Below are 19,785 nucleotides of genomic sequence, written 5' to 3' on the forward strand. Positions count from 1 at the left end.
GGGCAGGGCGGTGATTGCGCGCGCGGTCCCCGCTCGCTACCTCACCCCCGATCCAGACGGAGGGAGCGCACATGAGCGCCGAGAGCACGACCGCAACCCATGACGGCCCGACCGCCTTGCTGCGCCGGCTCGTGGAGTCCGCGCAGTTTCGCTACACGATCGTCGCACTGATCCTGGTCAACGCACTGATCCTCGGCGCGATGACCTACGACCTGCCGCGCACGGTCGAGCGAGGCCTGTGGCTCGTCGACCAGATCATCATATGGATGTTCGTCGCCGAGCTGGTGCTGAAATTCGCCGCCTGGCGGCTCGGCTTCTTCAAGTCGGGCTGGAACTGGTTCGACATGGTCGTGGTCGGCATCTCCCTCATCCCGGCGGCAGGCGCGTTCTCCGTGCTGCGGGCGCTGCGCGTGCTGCGCCTGTTCCGCCTGTTCTCGGTGATGCCGCAGATGAGGAAGGTGATCGAGGCACTCGCCAGGGCCATTCCCGGCATGGGCGCGATCCTGATGGTGCTCGGCCTGATCTTTTACGTCTCCGCCGTCATGGGGGCGAAGCTCTTCTCCGGCACCCATCCGGAATTCTTTGCCGATCTCGGCGCCAGCGCCTTCACCCTGTTCCAGGTGATGACGCTGGAGAGCTGGTCGATGGGCGTTGCCCGGCCGGTGATCGAGGTGCACCCCTATGCGTGGGTCTTCTTCATCCTGTTCATCGTCACGACGAGCTTTGCGGTGCTCAACATGTTCATCGCCGTGATCGTGGACTCCCTGCAGTCGAAGCATTTCGACGCCGAGGCCGAGCGCCTGGAGGCCGCCCACGACGAGCGCGAGCAGTTGCTGGAAGAGGTGAGCGCCCTACGCCGCGACATCGCGGAGCTGCGCGCCTCGCTCGGGGGCAGTCAGCCTTCGGTATCTTCGAGTGCCGCTTCGAAGCGCGCCGACAGCTCGGAATAGAAGGCCGCCAGGCCTTCCTCCCGCTCGCTGCGCCGACGCGGCTCCGGCGCGGCGAGCGGCTGCGGCGCGAGGTCCCGATGGGCCGCCGTCATGAAATCGTTCCATATCATCGCTGGAAGCCCGCCGCCGGTGACGTTCGCCATCGCCGTGTCGTCGTCATTGCCGACCCAGACCCCGGCGGCGAGGTGCGCGGTGTAGCCGATGAACCAGGCGTCGCGGCTGTTCTGGCTGGTGCCGGTCTTGCCGGCGGCGCGGTGGCGGGCGAGCTGTGCGCGCTGGCCGGTCCCGTCGCGCACCACGGCCTGCAGCATGGTCGACATCGCCCGGGCGTGTTCGCGCAGCAGGGCCGGGGCCCGCTCGCGCGGTTCGCGCCTGTAGAGCACCGTGCCGCGCGTGGTGCGGATCTCGCTGACGAGGAAGGGCTCGCGCGCCCGTCCGTCATTGGCGAAGACGAGATAGGCGGTCGTCAGCTCCTGCAGCGTGACCTCCTCCGCGCCCAGCGCGATCGAGGGGTGGGCGGCGAGGTCGCGGTCGATGCCGAGCCGGCGCGCCATCTCGACGATCGTCTGCGCGCCGAGCGCCTGGCCGAGCTGGGCGGCGACGGTGTTGATCGAGCGCTTCAGCGCGTCTTCCAGCGTGATCCGCCCGCGATAGCCGCCACCGAAATTCTCCGGCGTCCAGCCCTCGATGTCGACCGGTTCGTCCTCGAAGGTGGAGGCCGGGTCGTATCCCGCCTCGAGGGCGGCGGCGAAGACGACGGGCTTGAACGCCGAGCCGGGCTGACGCAGGGCCTGCGTCGCGCGGTTGAACTGGCTGTCGAGATAGTCGGTGCCCCCGACCATCGCACGTACGGCCCCGTCGAGGTCCATCGCGATCAGCGCGGCCTGACCGGCATCGAGCTGCGCCCCCGCGCCTTCGAGGCCCGAGGTGACGGCGGCATGGGCGGCGCGCTGGAGATCGGCGTCGATCGTGGTGACGACCACGAGGTCCGGGGCGGTGGCATCCGGGCCGAGCAGGCTCTCGGCCTCGGCGATCGCCGCGTCGTAGACATGGCCGAACACCGCCGGATCGGCGACGATCTCGGCGCCCTCGATGGGGACCGCCGGTGTCGCGACGGCGGAGAGATAGGTGAGGCTGTCGATATAGCCTTCGTCGAGCATGGCCTGGAGCACGTCCTGGGCGCGGGCCTGGGCCTCCTCGAGATTGACCGTCGGAGCGAGCCGGCTCGGCGCCTTGGGAAGCGCGGCCAGAAGGGCCGCTTCCTGCAGGGTGAGTTCGGTCGCCGGCTTGCCGAAATAGCGCCGGCTGGCCGCCTCGATGCCGTAGGCCTGTTCGCCGAGATAGACGCGGTTGAGATAGAGCTCGAGGATCTCGTCCTTGGCCAGGCGCTGCTCCAGCGCTCGGGCGAGGCGCATCTCCTGCACCTTGCGGCGGATGGTGCGCTCCGGGCTCAGCACCAGGTTCTTGATCAGCTGCATGGTCAGTGTCGAGCCGCCCTGCTCGATCTCGCCGGCACGCAGATTGACCAGCATGGCCCGCATGATGGCCCGCCAGTCGATGCCCTCATGAGCGTAGAAGCGCGCATCCTCGATGGCGACGAAGGCCTGCGGCACGTAAGGGGGCAGCTCGTCCAGGGTCACGGCCTCGGCGTAGAGCGGTCCGCGCACGGTCAGGGTTCGCCCCTGAGCGTCGAGGATCGTCACCGCCGGCTCGCGGCGCACCTCCCACAAGGCCGACCCGCTCTCGGGCAATTCGGGCAGGTCGTGATAGGCCCAGCGCCAGAACAGGGCGAAGGCGAACAGGCCGGCGACCATGAGCGCGAGCACTGCGCCCAGCGCGATCTGGGGCAGGCGGCGCCTGAGGCGGCGCGCGAAATGCTCGCGTATGTCGGCGCGGTAGGTGATTGGAACTCCCCCGGATGGTGCCGTCTGCGTCCGGCTCTCTGAGAACCAAGCGAAGGCGGCTAAAATCGGGCCATGGCTGCTGACAAGCCCTTTTACGAAACCAAGAGCCTCGCGCAAATGAGCGCGCACGAGTGGGAGTCTCTGTGCGACGGCTGCGGCAAGTGCTGCGTCCTGCTGCTGCAGGATCCCGAGGAGGAGGGCGGCACGGTGTGGCGCACCGATGTCGGCTGCCGGCTGCTCGACCTCACGACCGTGCGCTGCAGCGACTATCGCAACCGCCATGCCCGCGTTCCCGGCTGCGTGAAGCTGTCCCCGGACAATGTCGGCACGCTGGACTGGATGCCGAAGACCTGCGCCTACCGCCTGATCCACGAGGGCAAGCCGCTTCCCGACTGGCATCCGCTCAAGACCGGCGATCCGGACTCCACCCGCAAGGCGGGCATGAGCGTGCACGGCCGGCTGGTCAGCGAACGCGATCTCGACGAGCAGGAGATCGAGGACCGGATCGTGGGGGAGAATCGCTGAGCGCCTCCGCCACCGCGGCAGGGTCGCGCGATCACTTTTCCCTTCCCTTTTTGCATCCGGGCGCACACGCTCGGGCATCCGGACCGGAGTGCGCCATGGGTGCAGCCTGCCGCCATGAGGGGAAAAGACATGAGATCGCTCGCACCCGCCGCAATTCTGCTCACGGCAGGGATGGCCGCCGCACAGGACGAGCCCGGCGAGAACGCCGCGCTTCGCGCGCTTCTCGACGGCCATGTTCACGAGCTGACGGTCGGCGAGTCCGGCCTGTCCGGCCCGGGCGGTACGCTGCTGATGGAGGGAGCCCGCCGCGCGCAATTCGTCGCGATCGGCGAACAGCACGGCACCGCCGATATCGGCGAGTTCGCCCATGCCTGGTTTCTGGCGCTCGACCCGGAAGGCTTCGATCATATGGCGATCGAGGTCGGTCCCCATTCGACACGCGCGGCCGAGCGCCTGCTCGCCGGCCCCGAGGGGGCGTTCGAAGCCGATGCTGCCGCACGCGCCGGCGGCCTCGCCTACCCGTTCCTGTTCTTCCAGAACGAGGCCGATCTCGCGCGCGACGTCGTGTCATTGCACGAGGGCGAGGGACCGGCACTGTGGGGGCTGGACCAGGAATTCATCGCTTCGGGCTCCATCCTGCTCGACCAGCTGCGCCCGCTCGCCCGCACAGAGGCACAGCGCAACGTGCTCGCATCGATCGAGGCGGCGCTCGCCGAGCAGCCTTTCCTGGTCGGCAGCGCGCCGGACTCCCAGTGGGCCGGATGGGCCGAGGCATGGGGCGAAGGCGAGGGCGCGGACATCCTTGCCGACGTGCTGTACTCCAACCGCATCTACGCGCCCTTCACTGGCCGCGGCGGCAGCGTCTGGTTCGCGAACCAGACGCGCGAGAACGGCATGAAACGGCTGTTCGCGGAGCATTTTGCCGCCGCCGAAGCCGCGAACGGGACGCCGCCGCGCGTTTTCCTGAAGCTCGGCGCGAACCATCTGGCCCGATGGAATCCCTCTACCCAGATATCGTCGACCGCCAATTTCCTGGCCGAGTGGGGCCTTCCGCGGGGATTCACGCTCTACAACGTGATGGCGGACTGCGCGAGCGGCCAGATGGTCGATGTCCAGGCCGGCGGGGCGATACCGTGCCCGTCCTATTTCGGAAGCACGCAGGGGGTACTCTCCGGGCTGGTCGGCGACCGCCCGGTCGTGGTCGATCTCCAGGCGATCCGCCCCGCCGTTCTGGCGATGAGCGATGCCGACGAGGACTTCGTGGCCCTGGTGCGCAATTTCGATGCCTATGTCGCGTTTCCGAACACGCGCCCGGCAGCGATGATCAATGGCGGTTAGACCCGTCGCCGCGCGCGGCGGTCCGCCCTACGGCCGGAACACCTCCACCGACGCGGTCGTCTCGCTGCCGCCGGCCTGCGCCGCGCCGCCGATGGTGTAGATCGCATCGCCGAGCGTGAGGGCGCCGAGGCCGTGGCGCGGGGTGGGCATGCGGGTGGCTTCGCGCCAGCGGTCCTCGGCCCCGTCATAGGCCCAGACCTGGGAATAGACCCCGCCGCCCGCGGCGTCGAACCATTCTCCGCCAAAGACGTACACCGTGCCGCCGAGCGCCGCGGCGGCGAGCCCGCCCGCCCCGCGCGGTCCCGCTTCCGGTGCGGGCAGGGGGCGAGGGTCTCCCAGCGGTTGGCGGCGAAGTCGTAGACTTCGTGCACCGGCGTGTTGCCGCCGGAAACCGTACGCCCGCCGATCACGTGCCAGCGCCCGTCCACCGCCGCGCCGGCGGCGGAATTGCGCGCCGTCGGGGCAGGAGGCAACGTCACCCAGGCATCGCTGCCGGGGCTGAGCGCGAGATGGGCGTTGATGTCGGAATGGTGCGGCCATTCGGTGTTCTGAAAGCCGGAAGGGCGTCGCCCGGTGACGAGATGGATCGTGCCCTCGTGATTGATCGCGACCGTTTCGGCGAGCGGCTGGGGCATTTGCGGGCCGAAGCGCCAGCCGCCGGTTTGCGGATCGAGGAGATGAACCACCTCGCTCATCGACCAGCGCCCGCCCTCGCGCGCGGTGAAGCCGCCGATGGCGAACAGCTTGCCCTCGCGTTCGAGGCCATAGGGGTGGTGAATCGGCAGGGGCAGGCGCGGCTCCTCGCGCCACGAGGCCTCTCCCGGCGCCCAGGAGAAGACCCGGTCGGAGATGTTGAGCTGCTCCGGCGCCATGTCCGGCGACAGCCCGCCGGTCACGTAGATCCGCCCGCCCATCACGGCCGGATAGATTTCCTGCACCCGGATCGGAAGGTCCGGCGCGCGGCTCCAGCCGGCGGGAGACGGGGCCTGGCCCGCACGCGCCGCGGACGGCAGCAGGGACGCGGCGGCGAGCGCCAGCGTGGCGAGTGAGAAATCGCGGCGTGTCGATCCGGTCATGGGGACCCTCCGGTCATGAAACGGGCCCGGCCATGATGGACCGGGCCCCTTCGTGATTTCCAGTGACAAGACGGTAAGCGTCCTACTGCCCCGGCTCGATCACGGCGCACAGGATGCGCGCACCCGCCCCGCCGATCGGCTGGGAACGCTGGTCGTCCGCATTGGTGTGCACGATGAGCGCCGACCCGTCCGCGTCCAGCAAAGCGGGCGCATTCGTCTGGCCGTCGATGCTGACGTGGGTCGTGTAGACTTCCGCGCGCAGCACGCCGCCCTCATGGACCCAGAGATTGGGCATGTCGGCATTGTCCGGACCGTTCGGGTTCAGGAGGCCGTGTTCGTTGCCGAGCGTGTTGATGTGGCTGCCCGCCGAGGTGAAGTCCGACGCCGAGCAGTCGCCGGTTTCGTGCAGGTGCGCGCCGTGCCAGCTGTTCCAGGCAGCTTCAGCCAGCCCGTCGGCCTCGATACGCAGGAGCACGCCTTGCGGGCCTTGCGTCAGCGTCAGCGTGCCGACCTCGTTCATCTCGTTGTCGAGGATCGTGCCGATGGCCGATCCGGCACGCGGTTCGCTCATTTCGCCTTCGGCCGGCGTGCCGGCGATCTCGTCGGCCTCCTCCAGGGCCTCGACAGTCTCCTCCGTGCGCTCCTGGGCGATGTCACCGCCGGGCGCGGCGCCCTGTTCCTCGGCCTCCGGCGCCTGGCCGCAGGCGCTCGCGCCCAGAAGGGTGATCGCGGTGAAGGCGGAAAGCGTGAACCTCGTCATGGCGCGTCTCCTCGTGGAATCGGATCGGGTCTCGTGGGCGAAACGTAGCACGCGGGCATGCGGTTGCGAGGGGTACGGGCCAACCCCTTGTTCTCCCCGTTACCGCACCCGCCGTTTGCCGCATGGCGCCGGGCTTGGTAGACCGTTTGCGTCAAATTCCTGTCGCGATTCCGACCGGCCGGGCGAGCGCCCCGGGACCGCTTCGGGAGCCGCGGCGTTTCACGCCTTGAACAGATACTTCTGAGGATATCCGGCTTGAGCGATACCCCGCCCGAAGATCCGGCTCTGGACAGTCCCGAGCCCATGCGCCCGGAAGGGCCCTCGGTCACCATCGAGGAGGAGATGCGCCGCTCCTATCTCGATTACGCGATGAGCGTGATCGTGAGCCGCGCCATCCCCGATGCGCGCGACGGGCTTAAGCCCGTGCACCGGCGCATTCTCTGGTCGATGCACGAGCAGGGCTATACGAGCGACAAACCCTACCGCAAGTCGGCGCGCGTCGTCGGCGACGTGATCGGTAAATACCACCCGCACGGCGACCAGGCGGTCTACGATGCCCTGGCGCGCATGGCCCAGGACTTCTCCATGGGCCTGACCCTGCTCGACGGCCAGGGCAATTTCGGCTCGGTCGACGGCGATCCGCCGGCGGCCATGCGTTACACCGAAATCCGCATGGACAAGCCGGCCGAGGCGCTGCTGGCCGATATCGACAAGGAAACGGTCGATTTCCAGGACAACTACGACGCCTCGGAAAAGGAGCCGGTCGTCCTGCCGGCCAAGTTCCCGAACCTGCTGGTGAACGGAGCGGGCGGCATCGCCGTGGGCATGGCGACCAACATCCCGCCGCACAACCTCAACGAGGTTGTCGACGCGACGGTGGCCCTGCTCGACAATCCCGACATCACCGATGCCGAGCTCGTCGAGATCGTGCCCGCGCCGGACTTCCCGACCGGGGGCGAGATCATCGGCCGTTCCGGCGCCCGCAAGGGCCTGATGGAGGGGCGCGGCTCGGTCATCGTGCGCGGCAAGTGCACGGTGGAGGAGATCCGCAAGGATCGCATGGCGATCATCGTGCACGAGATCCCCTACCAGGTGAACAAGGCGTCGATGGTGGAGAAGATCGCCGACCTGGTGCGCGAGAAGCGCATCGAGGGCATCTCCGACCTGCGCGACGAATCCGACCGCTCGGGCATGCGCGTCGTGATCGAGCTGAGGAAGGATGCCAATGCCGACGTCATCCTGAACCAGCTCTATCGCTGGAGCCCGCTGCAGTCGTCCTTCGGCATGAACATGCTCGCCCTCATCGGCGGCAAGCCGCAGCAGGCGAGCCTGAAGACCTTCCTGCAGACCTTCATCGCCTTCAGGAAGGAAGTCACGGCAAGGCGCGCGAAGTTCGACCTGAAGAAGGCCCGCGATCGCGCCCATGTCCTGGTCGGCCTTGCCGTTGCGGTAGCCAATATCGACGAGATCATTCGCCTGATCCGCGCCGCTCCCGATCCCCAGGCCGCGCGCGAGCAGCTGCGTGAACGCCGCTGGCCGGCGGCCGACGTGGCCTCCCTGGTCGAGCTCGTCGCCGATCCGCGCAGCGTGATCCGCGACGGCGAGATCCGCCTGACCGAGGAACAGGCCAAGGCGATCCTGGACCTGCGGCTGAACCGGCTGACCGCGCTCGGGCGCGACGAGATCGGCGACGAGGCGAAAAAACTCGCCGAGCAGATCGCCGATCTCCTGGACATCCTGAAAAGCCCGCGCCGCATCGTCGAGATCATCCGCGGCGAACTTGCCGAGGCGAAGGAGCAATTCGGCGTGCCGCGCCGCAGCGCCATCGTCGAGGGCGATCTCGAGATGGAGGACGAGGACCTCATCCCGCGCGAGGACATGGTCGTCACGCTGACCCATGGCGGCTACGTCAAGCGCACGCCGCTGAGCCTCTACCGGGCCCAGCACCGCGGCGGGCGCGGCCGGGCCGGCATGGCGATGAAGGAGGAGGATTTCGTCGCGACGCTGTTCGTGGCCTCCACGCACGCGCCGCTCCTGTTCTTTACCTCCGACGGCATGGTCTACAAGACCAAGACCTGGCGCCTGCCCTCGGGCGCTCCGAATACCCGCGGCAAGTATCTCACGAACATCCTGCCCGCGATCGCGGAGGGTTCCTGGGTGACCTCGGTCATGGCCCTGCCCGAGGACGAGGAGGAGTGGGGCAATTACGACGTGATGTTCGCCACCACCGAGGGCACGGTGCGGCGCAACAAGCTGTCCGACTTCGTGCAGGTCAACCGCAACGGCAAGATCGCGATGAAGCTCGACGAGGGCTCGCGCATTCTCGACGTGCGACTGTGCAACGAGAACCAGGACGTGCTGCTGGTCTCGGCCAAGGGCAAGGCGATCCGCTTCGCCGTTTCCGACGTGCGGGTGTTCGCGGGGCGCTCGTCCACGGGCGTGCGCGGCATCAGGCTGAAGGATGGCGACCGCCTCATCTCCATGGCGATCCTGAACCATGTCGACGTGACGCCGGACGAGGCGCGTGCCTATCTGAAGCACGCCAACGCCATGCGCCGCGCGGCCAATGGTGAGGAGGACCTGCCCGAGCCTTCGAGCGAGGACCTGGAAGAGGGCGAGGACGTTGCCATCTCCGCGGAACGCATCGCCGAACTCGGCGCGGCTGAGGAATTCGTGCTCACCGTGGCCCAGGACGGACTCGGCAAGCGTTCCAGCGCCTATGACTACCGCGTCATCGGCCGGGGCGGGCAGGGCGTGGCGGCCCACGACATGAGCAAGGTCGACGAACTCGCGGCCTGCTTCCCCGTCGAAGACGGCGACACCGTCATGGCGGTCACCGACGGCGGCCAGCTCATCCGCTTCCCGGTCGAGACGGTGCGAATCGCAGGACGGGCCACGCGCGGCGTGCGCCTGATCCGGCTGGCCGAGGAGGAGAAGGTCGTCTCGGTCGTGCGTATCGCCGAGAGCGACGAGGATGACGACGGCGAGCCCGAAGTCATGCCGGAAGGCGATGGCGGAACCCCGCCCGAGGGCGGCGGGCTGTAGCGTTCATGGTCGACACCGCGACATTGCTGGGCTTTGCCGCCGCGTCCGCGGCGCTGATAGCGATGCCCGGTCCCAATGTCGCGGTGATCCTGGCGACTGGCGCGGCCCGAGGCCGGATGGCGGCGCTCACCGTGGTGCTCGGCATGACGCTGGCCCAGGGGCTGCAGATCGCCCTCGTGGTTTTCGGCCTCGCGGCGCTGGTCTCCGCCTTCGGCTGGACGCTGGCCATCATCAAGTGGGCGGGCATCGCCTATCTTGCCTTTCTCGGCCTGCGGGCCCTGACGGCACCGCCTCCCGATCGCGACGCGGTGCCGCTCTCCGCCCGCCGGCTGTTCGCGACCGGGGCGATCACCGCGCTCGCCAACCCGAAGACGCTCGCCTTCCATGCCGCCTTCCTGCCGCTCTTCGTCGATCCCGCCCGGCCGGCCGGGCCGCAACTGGCCCTTCTCGGTGCGATGTTCCTTGTGATCGCGATCGTGCTCGATTCGCTTTGGGCGTTGCTGGCGGGATCGGCGAAAGGCGTGCTAGACCGCTACGCGCTGCATCGCGCCGCGCAGAAGGCCTCGGGCGGCATGATGCTCGCCGCGGCCGCCTGGCTCGCCCTGCGCCGCGCGAACTGAAGGGGAGTGTCCATGAAGGACCGCATCGCGCTCTATCCGGGCACGTTCGATCCGCTGACCAACGGCCATCTCGACATCATCGGGCGGGCCGTGAAGCTGTTCGACAAGCTGATCATCGGCGTCGCGATCAACGAAGGGAAAGGCCCGCTCTTCACGCTGGAGGAGCGCGTCGACATGGCGCGCGAACTGGCCAACCAGGTCCGCCGCGATGCCGAGATCGAGGTGCGCCCCTTCGAGGGTCTCCTGATGCATTTCGCCGAGGAGGTCGGCGCCGAGGCGATCATCCGCGGCCTCAGGGCGGTCTCCGACTTCGAGTACGAGTTCCAGATGGTCGGCATGAACCAGCGCCTCAACGCCGAGATCGAGACCGTGTTCCTGATGGCCGATCCGCGCCATCAGGCCGTCGCCTCGCGCCTGGTCAAGGAAATCGCCAAGCTCGGCGGCAGTATCGACCCGTTCGTCCCGCCGCTGGTGCGGGACCGCCTGCTGGAGAAGTTCAAGAGATGATGCGTCCGCTTTCCCGCTCCCTGACCGCGCTCGCCGCGGTCCTCGCCCTGTCGGCAACGGCCTGCGCCGAGGAGGCCGGCGAAACCGAGACCGCGACCCTCGCGGACACAGAAGTCCAGGAACCGGCCCCCGGACCGGAGGCGGTCCCCGGCGCGGAAGCGATCGCCGCGGCGAGCCCGCAGGACTGGCGCAGGGTGGACCCGGACCGCCTGCTCGTCATCGCGACGGGGCGCGGACCGATCTATGTCGAACTCGCGCCGGAATTCGCGCCCGATCACGTCGAGCGGATGAAGACCCTCGCCGGCGAGGGCTATTATCGCATGAAGGTCTGGCACCGCGTGATCGACGACTTCATGGCCCAGGGCGGCGGCGCGCTCGACAATCCCAACGAGGCGCCCGACAAGCCGCCGCTCGAGGCCGAGTTCACCATCCAGCGGGGCGCGGACATGGAGATCACCGAGCTGCAGCAGCGCGTGATCAATCCCGACCGCGGCGCGACGCGCGCCATGGCGGGCTTCTGGAACGGCATTCCTGCCGGCACCCAGCCCATTGCACAGGCCGCCATCAGCCAGTCGGGCACCGTGGAAAGCTGGCTGCTGCATTGTCCCGGCGCGGCCGCGATGGCGCGCACCAACGACCCGAACTCCGCCCGCGGCCAGTTCTACATCGTCACCGGCGATGCAAGTCACCTGAACGCGCAGTATTCGGTGTGGGGGTATACCCGCGCCGGTATGGACATCGTGCAGGCCCTGCCGGTTGGCAGCCTGGCCGACGATCCCTATTTCGAGCCCGACTTCATCCGCTCGATGACGGTGGCTAGCGCGCTGCCCGAGGACGAGCGACTCACCATCGAGGTCATGGACACCTCGTCGGACGCCTTCGCCGCCTATCTCGACGCGGTCGCTGAAGCCCATGGCGGCGAGCTGCCCGATATCTGCGAGATCGAGATTCCGGTCCGCATCACCGAGCCCACGGAGTAAATCTTGGCCGATACCGAAAAGAAACTCGTTTTCACCCTGGAGGGCGGCGACGTCACCATCAGGCTGCGCCCCGATCTCGCGCCCAGGCACGTCGACCGGATCTGCGAACTCGCCGAGCAGGGCTTCTATGACGGGCTCACCTTCCACCGCGTGATCGACGGCTTCGTGGCCCAGGGCGGCTGCCCGAAGGGCACTGGCACGGGCGGCACGGGCAAGAAGATCCCGGCCGAATTCTCGAAGGAGAAACACGTGCGCGGCACGATGTCGATGGCCCGCACGATGGATCCGAACTCGGCCGATTGCCAGTTCTTCATCTGCCTGGACGCCGTGCCCTATCTCGACGAGCAGTATACCGTCTGGGGCGAGGTGGAGTCCGGCATGGAGCATGTCGACGCCCTGCCAAAGGGCGAACCGCCCCGCAAGCCCGGCAAGATCATCAAGGCCGAGGTGGTCGAGGCCTGATCCCGGCACGGAAAACCCCGACGGAGACGCCGGGGTTCCTGTTTGGGGCTCGGATCCTGCAGCTGCGATGTCCCCCCATGCTGGGGAGGACATCGGTGTCTCACCACTCCTCCGTCCAGGGCCGCAGATCCAGCTCGAACGTCCAGGCCGAGCGATGCTGGCGGGCGAGGTGGCGGTAGGCCTGCGCGATGGCGTCGGTATCGAGCAGCTCGTCCTCGTCCTCCTTGGTCTCCGCGTCGTCGATCCATTCGCGCGTCGCGGGCGTGGCGATGACGCCGTCGACCACGACATGGGCGACGTGGATGCCCTTCGGGCCCAGCTCGCGTGCGAGCGCCTGCGCGGTGGCTTTCAGGGCGAACTTGGCGCTGGCGAAGGCGGCGAAGCCGGACCCGCCGCGCGTGGAGGCCGTGGCGCCGGTATAGAGGATCGTCCCGCGCTCGCGTTCGATCATGCGCCGGGCGGCCGCGCGGCCGGCGAGGAAACCGGCGAAGGCGGCATTCTCCCAGGTCGAACGGAAGTCCTGCGCCGTCGTTTCGAGGACGGACTTCTTCCTGAAGCCGTTCGCGTTGAACACGACGAGATCGACCGGGCCGACCTCTTGCTCCACGCGGGTGAACAGGTCCTCGACGGCCGCCTCGTCGGCTGCGTCGGCGCCGAAGGCGTGCGCCTCGCCGTCCCCGGCCTCGATCTCGGCGACGAGGGGCTCGAGCTTCTCCTTTGTGCGGCGCACCGCGCAGACGGCATAACCGTCCTTTGCGAAGCCCCGGCACAGCGAGGCACCGAGCCCCGGGCCCGCACCGATGATGATCGCCGCCTTCTTCTCGGTCATGAAGGGTCTCTCCGCTCAGCTGGCAAGCATTGCCGGGGATCGAGCCTGTCGCTACATCCCGCTCCCATGAAACTCTCCGATTTCGATTTCGTTCTGCCCGAGGACCGCATCGCCCTACGGCCCGTCCGCCCGCGCGACGCCGCGAAGCTGTTGCAGGTCGCCTCCGACGGCACGCTGTCCGACCACGGCGTGGTCGACCTGCCCGGCCTGCTGCAGCCCGGCGATCTCCTGGTGTTCAACGACACGAAGGTGATCCCCGCCGCGCTCGAGGGCGTGCGCCCGGCTCGCGCCGTCGGCGGCGGCGGTGAGGCGAGGATCGAAATCAATCTGCACAAGCGCGAGACGGAGAACGCCTGGCGCGCCTTCGCCCGTCCGGCCAAGCGGCTGAAAGAGAAAGACACGCTGACCTTCACCGGCGGGCTCTCCGCACGCGTGACCGGCAAGGGAGAGGGCGGGGAGATCGCGCTCGAATTCGATCGCTCCGGTATCGAGCTCGACCGCGCCATCGTGGCCGCCGGCGCTCCGCCTCTGCCGCCCTATATCGCATCGAAGCGTGCGCCGGACGCGGCAGACCTCACCGACTACCAGACCATCTATGCCGACCCGGAAAAGTCCGGCTCGGTCGCCGCGCCGACCGCGGGACTGCATTTCACCGACCGCCTCATGGCTGCGCTCGATGCGCGCGGGGTGAAGAAGACCTGGGTCACGCTTCATGTCGGGGCGGGCACCTTCCTTCCGGTGAAGACCGAGAACGTCGCCGGGCACAAGATGCACGCCGAGTGGTACGAAATCTCCGACGCAGCCGCCGCGGCGATCAACGCCGCGCGCGCCGCCGGAGGCCGGATCATCCCTGTGGGCACGACCTCGCTGCGCACGCTGGAAAGCGCCGCGGCGTCCGATGGCCGGATCGAGGCAGGGTCGGCGGACACCGCGATCTTCATCACGCCGGGCTATCGCTTCCGCGTCACCGACGCGCTGATGACCAATTTCCACCTGCCCAGGTCGACGCTGTTCATGCTGGTGAGCGCCCTTGCCGGGCTCGACACGATGCAGCGCGCCTACGCGCACGCGATCGAGAGCGGATACCGGTTCTTTTCCTACGGGGATTCTAGCCTGATCTGGCGGGCCTAGCGCCGGGCGTGCCGGGCACGCAGGATCCAGCCGATCCCGCTGCCGATTGCGAAGGCGAGCGTGAGCGCGAGGCCGGCCCAGAGCCAGTCGCGGGCAGGACGCCCGCGTCCAATCGCGCCCGCGAATTCGCGTGCGATCGCGTCGGCCTCCTCGGTCCGCGCCACTGTCAGACCGGCTGCGCGGCCGGCCAGGGCGAGCTGGGTGAAGGCGGTCTCGTCCTCACCGAGACCGAGCGTCACGAACGTCCCGGCCGGGTAGGGCGCGTCGGCATAGGTGACGATTTCGATGCCCTTGAGCGATCGGGGATCGCCGGGATTGAAGGTCCAGCTCTCCCAGACGCCGACATGCATCACCCCGCCGGTCGCCTCGACGTAGCGCATCGCGCCCCAGCCCCAGGGTTCGTCGGCCGACCGGAACAGGACTTCGCCGGTCTCGCCGCGTACCTCGATGATCGGCCCTCGATAGTTGCCGGCGGAGTGGACGAGGCGAATCCCGACGACCGTTCCGGCGTCGGGTCGGATTTCGAACCAGTCCGGCTCCGCGTTCGCGAGCTGGATGACGGCGCGAAAGGGAAGTGCGACCGGCGCTGCGGTTTCGGGGCTGTCGTTCGGTTCGAACGCATCCAGCGGCGGTTCGAGGCGCAATCTCGCCTGGATTTCCGACGGACCCGCACCCTCGGAAGCCAGGGCGAGCCGGTAGCGGCCCGGGGCCAGGGCCGTCAGGCGCGTGTCGATCGCCTCGCCTTCGGGTGCGTCGGGCCGGATTTCGGACGTCACGGCTCCGATCGCATCGGGCGCGGCGAACAGGTCGAACGCGGCGAGCGCCGGACGGTCCACCTCGAAACGCAGCACGGTCTCGCCGGCCTCGTCGAGCCGGATCGTCGCAATCTCGTTGGGCACGAGCGCGCCCCGGCGTTCGCCGCCGCAGGCCACCAGCATCAGCGAGGCCAGCACGCAGGCCAGGGCACGTGCGATCATGGCGAGTCTCCCAGTTCGCGCGCGACCGCCTCGCCGATCTGCCGGCGCGCCTGGTCGAGGGAAACCAGCGTGCTGCGCGCTGCCTGGGCGTTTCGGCGGGCGCGATCGATCGAGGCCTGACCCTGTGCGCTCGTGCCCAGAGTCACATCGCGCTCGCTGACATTGGAGTTGATGCCCCAGCCCGTTCGTATCACCCCGTCATTGCGCGCCGAGCCGAAATGGACATAGCGCAGCGCTTGCTCATGGCGCGCGATGCACCGTCCTCCGGGCAGGGCGCGCTCGAGATAGGTGTGCTCGACGAGCGCGATCTCCGGTTCGGTGCGCACCTGATAGCCGCGCCAGCTGTCCGGTCGGCAATCGATCGGCGGGGCTGGCGGTTCGGGCTCGGGCGGCGCCTCGCCGACCTCCTCGGGCGCCTGGTGATCGCCGATGAGGCGTTGCAGCCGGCGCGCGGCGCCGGCGACATCGCCGTCGCAGGTCTCCAGACCGTCGGTAAAGGTCGCGAAGTCCCAGCGGAGAGATCGCGGATCGGCTTGCGAGCCCAGCATGGCACGGGCGCGTCCGTGCGCGTCGGCGAGCGGGATCCCGCCCGACGGGTTGGCGTTCAGGAGGAATTCACGGATCGAGGCCAGGTCCCGCGTGAAGGCCCGGGTATCGAAGCGGCCGCAATCGTAGAACACGACGCCGGCCATCTCGATCGAGCGATCCTGCGGTATGTTGGCGAAGGTGGACTGGATTCCCTCGCGGGCATTGGCCATGCGGTTCTGCTCGTTCATCGAGCCGGACGCGTCCAGGATGACGATGAGAGAGAGGTCGGGCGCCTCGCCGACCTTGTGCCAGAGATCGGGGCCGCCATTGGCGCTCGTCGATCCGCCGCGCCGGTCCTCGTAGCCCTGCCAGTAGCGCCCGCCCGACCAGTCGTCGACCGGTGCGATGACGGCGGCGGTGCGAGGGTCGGCATCGAGATTGCGTCCGTCGGCATCGGGCGCGCGAACCTCGACGAGGAGATCGCCGCTGGCATCCGGCGTTGCGGCTTCGAAGCGGAACGTGCCGCGCCAGCGTTCGGCCTCGCCTTCCATCTGGACGGGCGCCCCGCCGAGCGACACCACCGGGGCCTGCTCCAGCTGACCGGAGAAAACCAGGCGAATTTCGCCTTCCGCCTCGTCCGGTGCGGCGCGGGCGGTCCGCACCGAGAGCCCGCGTTCCGGGTTCCCCAGCCCCTCGCGCGTCAGGTTCTCGGCTGCCTCGTAGTCGGGGCCGCCGCTCCAGCTCGCGGCGTAGACGCGCTGGCCGCGCGCGCGCACCTCGATCTCCTGCAGGTAGACAGGGACGAGATCGAACAGGAAGCGATGGTCGGTATCGGGATCGGGGGTGGCCGTGCTGATGTCGGAATCGCTCAGCAGACCTTCGCGCGAGCGCGCCTGGATGAAGAGCTCCGCAGGCCCGCGCATCTCGCCGTATCCGGCCTCGCGGCCGGGAACGGTCAGCGTGCCGCGCCAGGTGCTGGCGTCGATCCAGCGCCCCTCGATCGTGCGATCGCCGAGGCGGAAGCTCTCGCCTTCGCCTGCGGCCTCCATGGCGGCGGAAAACCCGATCTCGATGGTGAGTTCGGTATCCGGCGGGACGGGCTTGAAGGGCAGGGCGGCGGCCGGTTCCGCATCCCCGCCGGCCTCGGCATAGATGTCGAGCGGATCGATTTCCTCGCCCTCCAGGTCCTCGGGTTCGGGCGGGGCCTGCCAGGCATAGAAGGTCTCGCCACCGCCGGCGACATCGACGCGCGAGACGCGGGGCGGCTCGAACTCGCGGCGCAGAACGAAGCGTCCCACGCTCGCCACCGCGGCATCGCTGTCGCCCAGGGGAAGGCGCTCGATGAAGAGATGGATTTCGTTCTCGTCGTTGAACTCGAGCCTGTCGAGCACGTCGAGGATCGAAAACCGGATCTCGGTGTCGCGCCAGGAGCGAATGTCGGCGATCTCCACGGCGCGGTCCGGCGTCTGGCCGAGCCGAAGCGTCCCCGCCGACGGGCCGAAATTGAGCCCGGTGAGGGTGATCTCGTCGCGCGGATGCTCCACGCTGATGGCGAGGTCGGGCTCGTCGGGGTCCCGGACGAGATCGATCACCGGGACCCGGTCGCACCAGTTCGCGACCGGCTCGGCGGCGTAGCGCCAGGGCTCGGCCTCGAACCGGCGGGCCCTGCCGGACCCGAAATCGTAGCGGACATAGCCCGGGTGCAGGCTCGCGGGCGCGGCGTCGCGTTCGCCCGATCGCGGCGGCCAGGTCGCGCCCGGGGCGATGGCGCACAACGGGCGGGCCCTGCGCGTGTCGTCGGCGAACGCAACGCTCTGGTAGGCCCGCCGGTCCTCGGGATAGCTCGGGTCGACGCTGTCATAGAGCCGCTGCGCGAGGACCAGGCAGGCGGCCCGCTCGGGATCGGACCGATCGGCCACATCGCGCCATTCCTCCAGATAATGCGCCGCCTCGTTGCAGAAGTAATCGGCATTGGCGCGGTTGAAGAAGCCGAAAACGGTCTCCGCGTCCTTGCCCTGAGGATCGCGGCGGGTTCGGGCAAGGTCGGTGATGTTGGCCGGTTCGAGATATCGGGCGCTGGGATAGTTCTGGCCGGGCAGCGCGTCGCCATACGCACCCAGCCCGCCGCGGGCCAGGTCGGTGCCGTCGGGATCGAACTTGGCGCGCCAGTGAATGCGCGCGGAGATGCGCACCAGCGAGGCGTGCTCGAGGGGCAGGTTCTGCGGCTCGAGCCCGGCGTCCCATCCGTCGACCTGCCATTTGGCGACGAGACGCGTCACGATGGGCAGGAGCTCGGTTTGGGCGATGTTGGCCCCTTCGCTGATCACGACCCAGGCCTGGCGGATGGACCAGTTCGTCGCCCAGGGCGTCAGGCAGTGAGGCTGGAGACCCTCCTGCGCAAAACCCGACAGGCCGACATTGTCGATGCCCCAGCCCCCGCCGGGCGAACGGCCGAACCCCTCGATGACCTCTCGAAAGCCCCCGGCCGAGCAGGCCATGAAGGTCTCTGCCTGGATGCGCGTGTCGATGTCGAAATCCCAGTAGCGCGCCATCACGTAGTTGCCGCCGAACTCGCCGTCGAACATGTCGCGGGCGCGATAGTCGCCTACTCCGCTCTCCAGATCGCCGGTGGGACCGAAGCGCCACTGCGCCGGCGTGACCGAACTGGGTATGCCCAGCGTGGTGTTTATGACAGGCGAGGAGAGCGGTCGCGGCCAGATCCGGCCGGGCGTGATGGATTCCCAGCCGTGGATGATGCCCGATATCATGCCGGTCGAGATCGCCGAGCCCATCTCGTCCTCATAGGCGTTGAACCAGTAATCCGGCCCGTTCCAGCGCTCCCACATGTGCCCGCTCGACCAGCGGTCCTGGAGGAAATGCTGCCCCGCTCCCTCGAAGATGAGCGCCATCAGCTCGGCTTCGCGGATCGCGTCGCGATGGGCCTGGAGCGTTGCCTCGTCACCCTGGGCGGCCTCGTGCATGGCCCTGGCGCGCCGCGCGATGCTCATCGCCGTGGAATGCAGGCTCATGTAGTTCGCGCTGGCCTGGGAGCCGAAATGGGACGCGTTGAACCCGCCCCCGTGCCAGGCCGCGAAGACGTGGCAATATTCGTTGAGCGCATTGCCGGCCGGGCGAGAGGGGCAGAGCTGGTTCTTGTTGATCCAGTCGTAGACCGTGTAGCTCCAGTCCGGCAGGCCGGCCCAGTGGGGCGGGTTGACGAGATCGCGTTCCTCCAGCGGGCGGCCATACGGGGCGCTGCGGCGACTGTCGCCTCCCGACCGCGGCTGGACCGGTTCCGGGCTGTCGCGCATCCGCTCGGGGAAGAACAGGCTGGCATTGAGATCGACGACGTAGAGCTCGGTCGGCGAGTTGATCGTCCAGTGACCGGACGGCACGAGCAGGCTCAGGGCCCGGTTGGCGAGCCATTCGTGCTCGTTCTCCTCGCAGCTCGCTCCGTCGCTGAGCGTGGTGCGCGTATTGCCCTGTGAGCATCCGTACACGGATAGCCAGGGCATGGGGTGCACCTCCTTGGTGTCCCAGCCGGTGGCGCCGACGAATGCGAGCGCGACCGCTGCGGCCTGCATCAGCCTCAGGGATCTCATTGGTCGGCCTCCCGCGGCACGCACCACCCGCCCGGATCGACGAAGTCCTCGAAGAAGATCTGCTCGACGCGGGCGAAACCGGCGCCCTGGGTGCGAGCGGCAAAGCGCGCGCGGCAGGCATCGGGACATGTCTGCGCCTCGGCCATGCACGCGCGCACCCCGGCCGCCCGCGCATCGTCCTGTGCATCGGCCGGAATTTCCGCCTCGATGCACACGAAGAGGGTATGCAGGCAGTCGCCCCATTGCGCGATCGGGGTGTCGACGGCGGGGTCGTACTGGAACTCGATCGGCGCCTGCCCGTCGCGGTTATTGTGGCCGGACGGCATGATCATCGCGGTCTGGCAGGCGGGCGTTCCCGCGCAGTCCGGGTCCAGAGGCACCGTGGTTTCCGCCCAGACGTCCCCGCGCACATCGCGCAGGGCAAACCACCAGAGGAGGAAGGCGAGGAGAAGGAGTGTGGCAAGAATGCCGGCTGCGAGCACGATCAGCCGGTTTCGCCGGGTGCGGGGGCGTTGCGGTGTCGGGTCCTCGGGCGCTTGGGCCATTCCATC

The 19,785-nt window shown here is 68.7% G+C and carries 17 protein-coding genes; 10 read left to right on the plus strand and 7 right to left on the minus strand.

Annotation, left to right across the window (positions count from 1 at the left end):
* Positions 1 to 71: 71 nt before the first annotated feature.
* Positions 72 to 950, plus strand: a complete 879-nt coding sequence (locus JW792_RS02845; RefSeq protein WP_135994174.1) for an ion transporter — start codon at positions 72 to 74, stop codon at positions 948 to 950.
* On the opposite strand, the gene JW792_RS02850 is transcribed toward JW792_RS02845, so the two are convergent.
* Positions 896 to 2,776 carry a transglycosylase domain-containing protein gene (locus JW792_RS02850; RefSeq protein WP_241095040.1) on the minus strand — a complete coding sequence of 627 codons (1,881 nt, stop codon included), beginning with the start codon at positions 2,774 to 2,776 and terminating at the stop codon, positions 896 to 898. The genes JW792_RS02845 and JW792_RS02850 overlap by 55 nt on opposite strands.
* A gap of 150 nt (positions 2,777 to 2,926) precedes the next feature.
* Here JW792_RS02850 and JW792_RS02855 point away from each other — a divergent pair, with 150 nt between their 5' ends.
* Together JW792_RS02855 and JW792_RS02860 are read left to right on the plus strand one after the other, a co-directional pair.
* On the plus strand, positions 2,927 to 3,379 hold the full coding sequence (locus tag JW792_RS02855; protein ID WP_135994173.1) for a YcgN family cysteine cluster protein: 453 nt from the start codon (positions 2,927 to 2,929) through the stop codon (positions 3,377 to 3,379).
* 129 nt (positions 3,380 to 3,508) lie between these two features.
* Positions 3,509 to 4,717, plus strand: a complete 1,209-nt coding sequence (locus tag JW792_RS02860) for a hypothetical protein (protein ID WP_135994172.1) — start codon at positions 3,509 to 3,511, stop codon at positions 4,715 to 4,717.
* Positions 4,718 to 4,744: 27 nt separating this feature from the next.
* Here JW792_RS02860 and JW792_RS17170 read toward each other — a convergent pair whose 3' ends face one another.
* The gene (locus JW792_RS17170; protein WP_420871256.1) at positions 4,745 to 5,257 is read right to left on the minus strand and encodes a Kelch repeat-containing protein; all 513 of its coding nucleotides are present in this window, start codon (positions 5,255 to 5,257) and stop codon (positions 4,745 to 4,747) included.
* On the opposite strand from JW792_RS17170, the gene JW792_RS17175 reads away from it, so the two are divergent.
* The gene (locus tag JW792_RS17175; RefSeq protein WP_206340889.1) at positions 5,227 to 5,766 is read left to right on the plus strand and encodes a hypothetical protein; all 540 of its coding nucleotides are present in this window, start codon (positions 5,227 to 5,229) and stop codon (positions 5,764 to 5,766) included. The genes JW792_RS17170 and JW792_RS17175 overlap by 31 nt on opposite strands.
* A 109-nt stretch (positions 5,767 to 5,875) precedes the next feature.
* Here JW792_RS17175 and JW792_RS02875 read toward each other — a convergent pair whose 3' ends face one another.
* The gene (locus JW792_RS02875) at positions 5,876 to 6,553 is read right to left on the minus strand and encodes a superoxide dismutase family protein (protein WP_135994170.1); all 678 of its coding nucleotides are present in this window, start codon (positions 6,551 to 6,553) and stop codon (positions 5,876 to 5,878) included.
* 303 nt (positions 6,554 to 6,856) lie between these two features.
* Here JW792_RS02875 and gyrA point away from each other — a divergent pair, with 303 nt between their 5' ends.
* Genes gyrA through JW792_RS02900 form a run of 5 tightly spaced genes read left to right on the plus strand, consistent with a single transcriptional unit; the run spans position 6,857 to position 12,167 of the window.
* Positions 6,857 to 9,598 carry a DNA gyrase subunit A gene (gene gyrA / locus JW792_RS02880; RefSeq protein ID WP_135995215.1) on the plus strand — a complete coding sequence of 914 codons (2,742 nt, stop codon included), beginning with the start codon at positions 6,857 to 6,859 and terminating at the stop codon, positions 9,596 to 9,598.
* Positions 9,599 to 9,603: 5 nt separating this feature from the next.
* Positions 9,604 to 10,218 carry a LysE family translocator gene (locus JW792_RS02885; RefSeq protein WP_135994169.1) on the plus strand — a complete coding sequence of 205 codons (615 nt, stop codon included), beginning with the start codon at positions 9,604 to 9,606 and terminating at the stop codon, positions 10,216 to 10,218.
* 12 nt (positions 10,219 to 10,230) lie between these two features.
* Positions 10,231 to 10,725: a pantetheine-phosphate adenylyltransferase gene (gene coaD / locus JW792_RS02890; RefSeq protein ID WP_135994168.1), complete on the plus strand. Its 495-nt coding sequence runs from the start codon at positions 10,231 to 10,233 to the stop codon at positions 10,723 to 10,725.
* Positions 10,722 to 11,705 carry a peptidylprolyl isomerase gene (locus JW792_RS02895; protein ID WP_135994167.1) on the plus strand — a complete coding sequence of 328 codons (984 nt, stop codon included), beginning with the start codon at positions 10,722 to 10,724 and terminating at the stop codon, positions 11,703 to 11,705. The genes coaD and JW792_RS02895 overlap by 4 nt, the downstream gene beginning before the upstream one ends.
* Positions 11,706 to 12,167 (plus strand): peptidylprolyl isomerase, encoded by a 462-nt coding sequence (locus JW792_RS02900; RefSeq protein ID WP_420871263.1) that lies wholly within the window; start codon positions 11,706 to 11,708, stop codon positions 12,165 to 12,167.
* Positions 12,168 to 12,267: 100 nt separating this feature from the next.
* Here JW792_RS02900 and JW792_RS02905 read toward each other — a convergent pair whose 3' ends face one another.
* Complete coding sequence (locus JW792_RS02905) at positions 12,268 to 12,996, minus strand: SDR family NAD(P)-dependent oxidoreductase (protein WP_135994165.1); 729 nt, start codon at positions 12,994 to 12,996, stop codon at positions 12,268 to 12,270.
* 66 nt (positions 12,997 to 13,062) lie between these two features.
* Between JW792_RS02905 and queA the strand changes: the two genes are divergently transcribed.
* Complete coding sequence (queA, locus tag JW792_RS02910; RefSeq protein WP_135994164.1) at positions 13,063 to 14,127, plus strand: tRNA preQ1(34) S-adenosylmethionine ribosyltransferase-isomerase QueA; 1,065 nt, start codon at positions 13,063 to 13,065, stop codon at positions 14,125 to 14,127.
* Here the strand turns inward: queA and JW792_RS02915 are convergent.
* From JW792_RS02915 to JW792_RS02925, 3 genes are read right to left on the minus strand one after another with little or no spacing between them, the layout of a single operon-like run.
* Positions 14,124 to 15,104 (minus strand): hypothetical protein, encoded by a 981-nt coding sequence (locus tag JW792_RS02915; protein ID WP_135994163.1) that lies wholly within the window; start codon positions 15,102 to 15,104, stop codon positions 14,124 to 14,126. The two genes, queA and JW792_RS02915, sit on opposite strands and share 4 nt — an antisense overlap.
* On the minus strand, positions 15,101 to 19,234 hold the full coding sequence (locus tag JW792_RS02920) for a VWA domain-containing protein (protein WP_135994162.1): 4,134 nt from the start codon (positions 19,232 to 19,234) through the stop codon (positions 15,101 to 15,103). The genes JW792_RS02915 and JW792_RS02920 overlap by 4 nt, the downstream gene beginning before the upstream one ends.
* Positions 19,231 to 19,779 carry a hypothetical protein gene (locus JW792_RS02925; protein ID WP_135994161.1) on the minus strand — a complete coding sequence of 183 codons (549 nt, stop codon included), beginning with the start codon at positions 19,777 to 19,779 and terminating at the stop codon, positions 19,231 to 19,233. Before JW792_RS02925 ends, JW792_RS02920 begins: the two co-directional genes overlap by 4 nt.
* Positions 19,780 to 19,785 lie beyond the last annotated feature (6 nt).

The organism is Marinicauda algicola, assembly GCF_017161425.1.
In the GTDB taxonomy this organism is placed as follows: Bacteria; Pseudomonadota; Alphaproteobacteria; order Caulobacterales; family Maricaulaceae; genus Marinicauda; species Marinicauda algicola.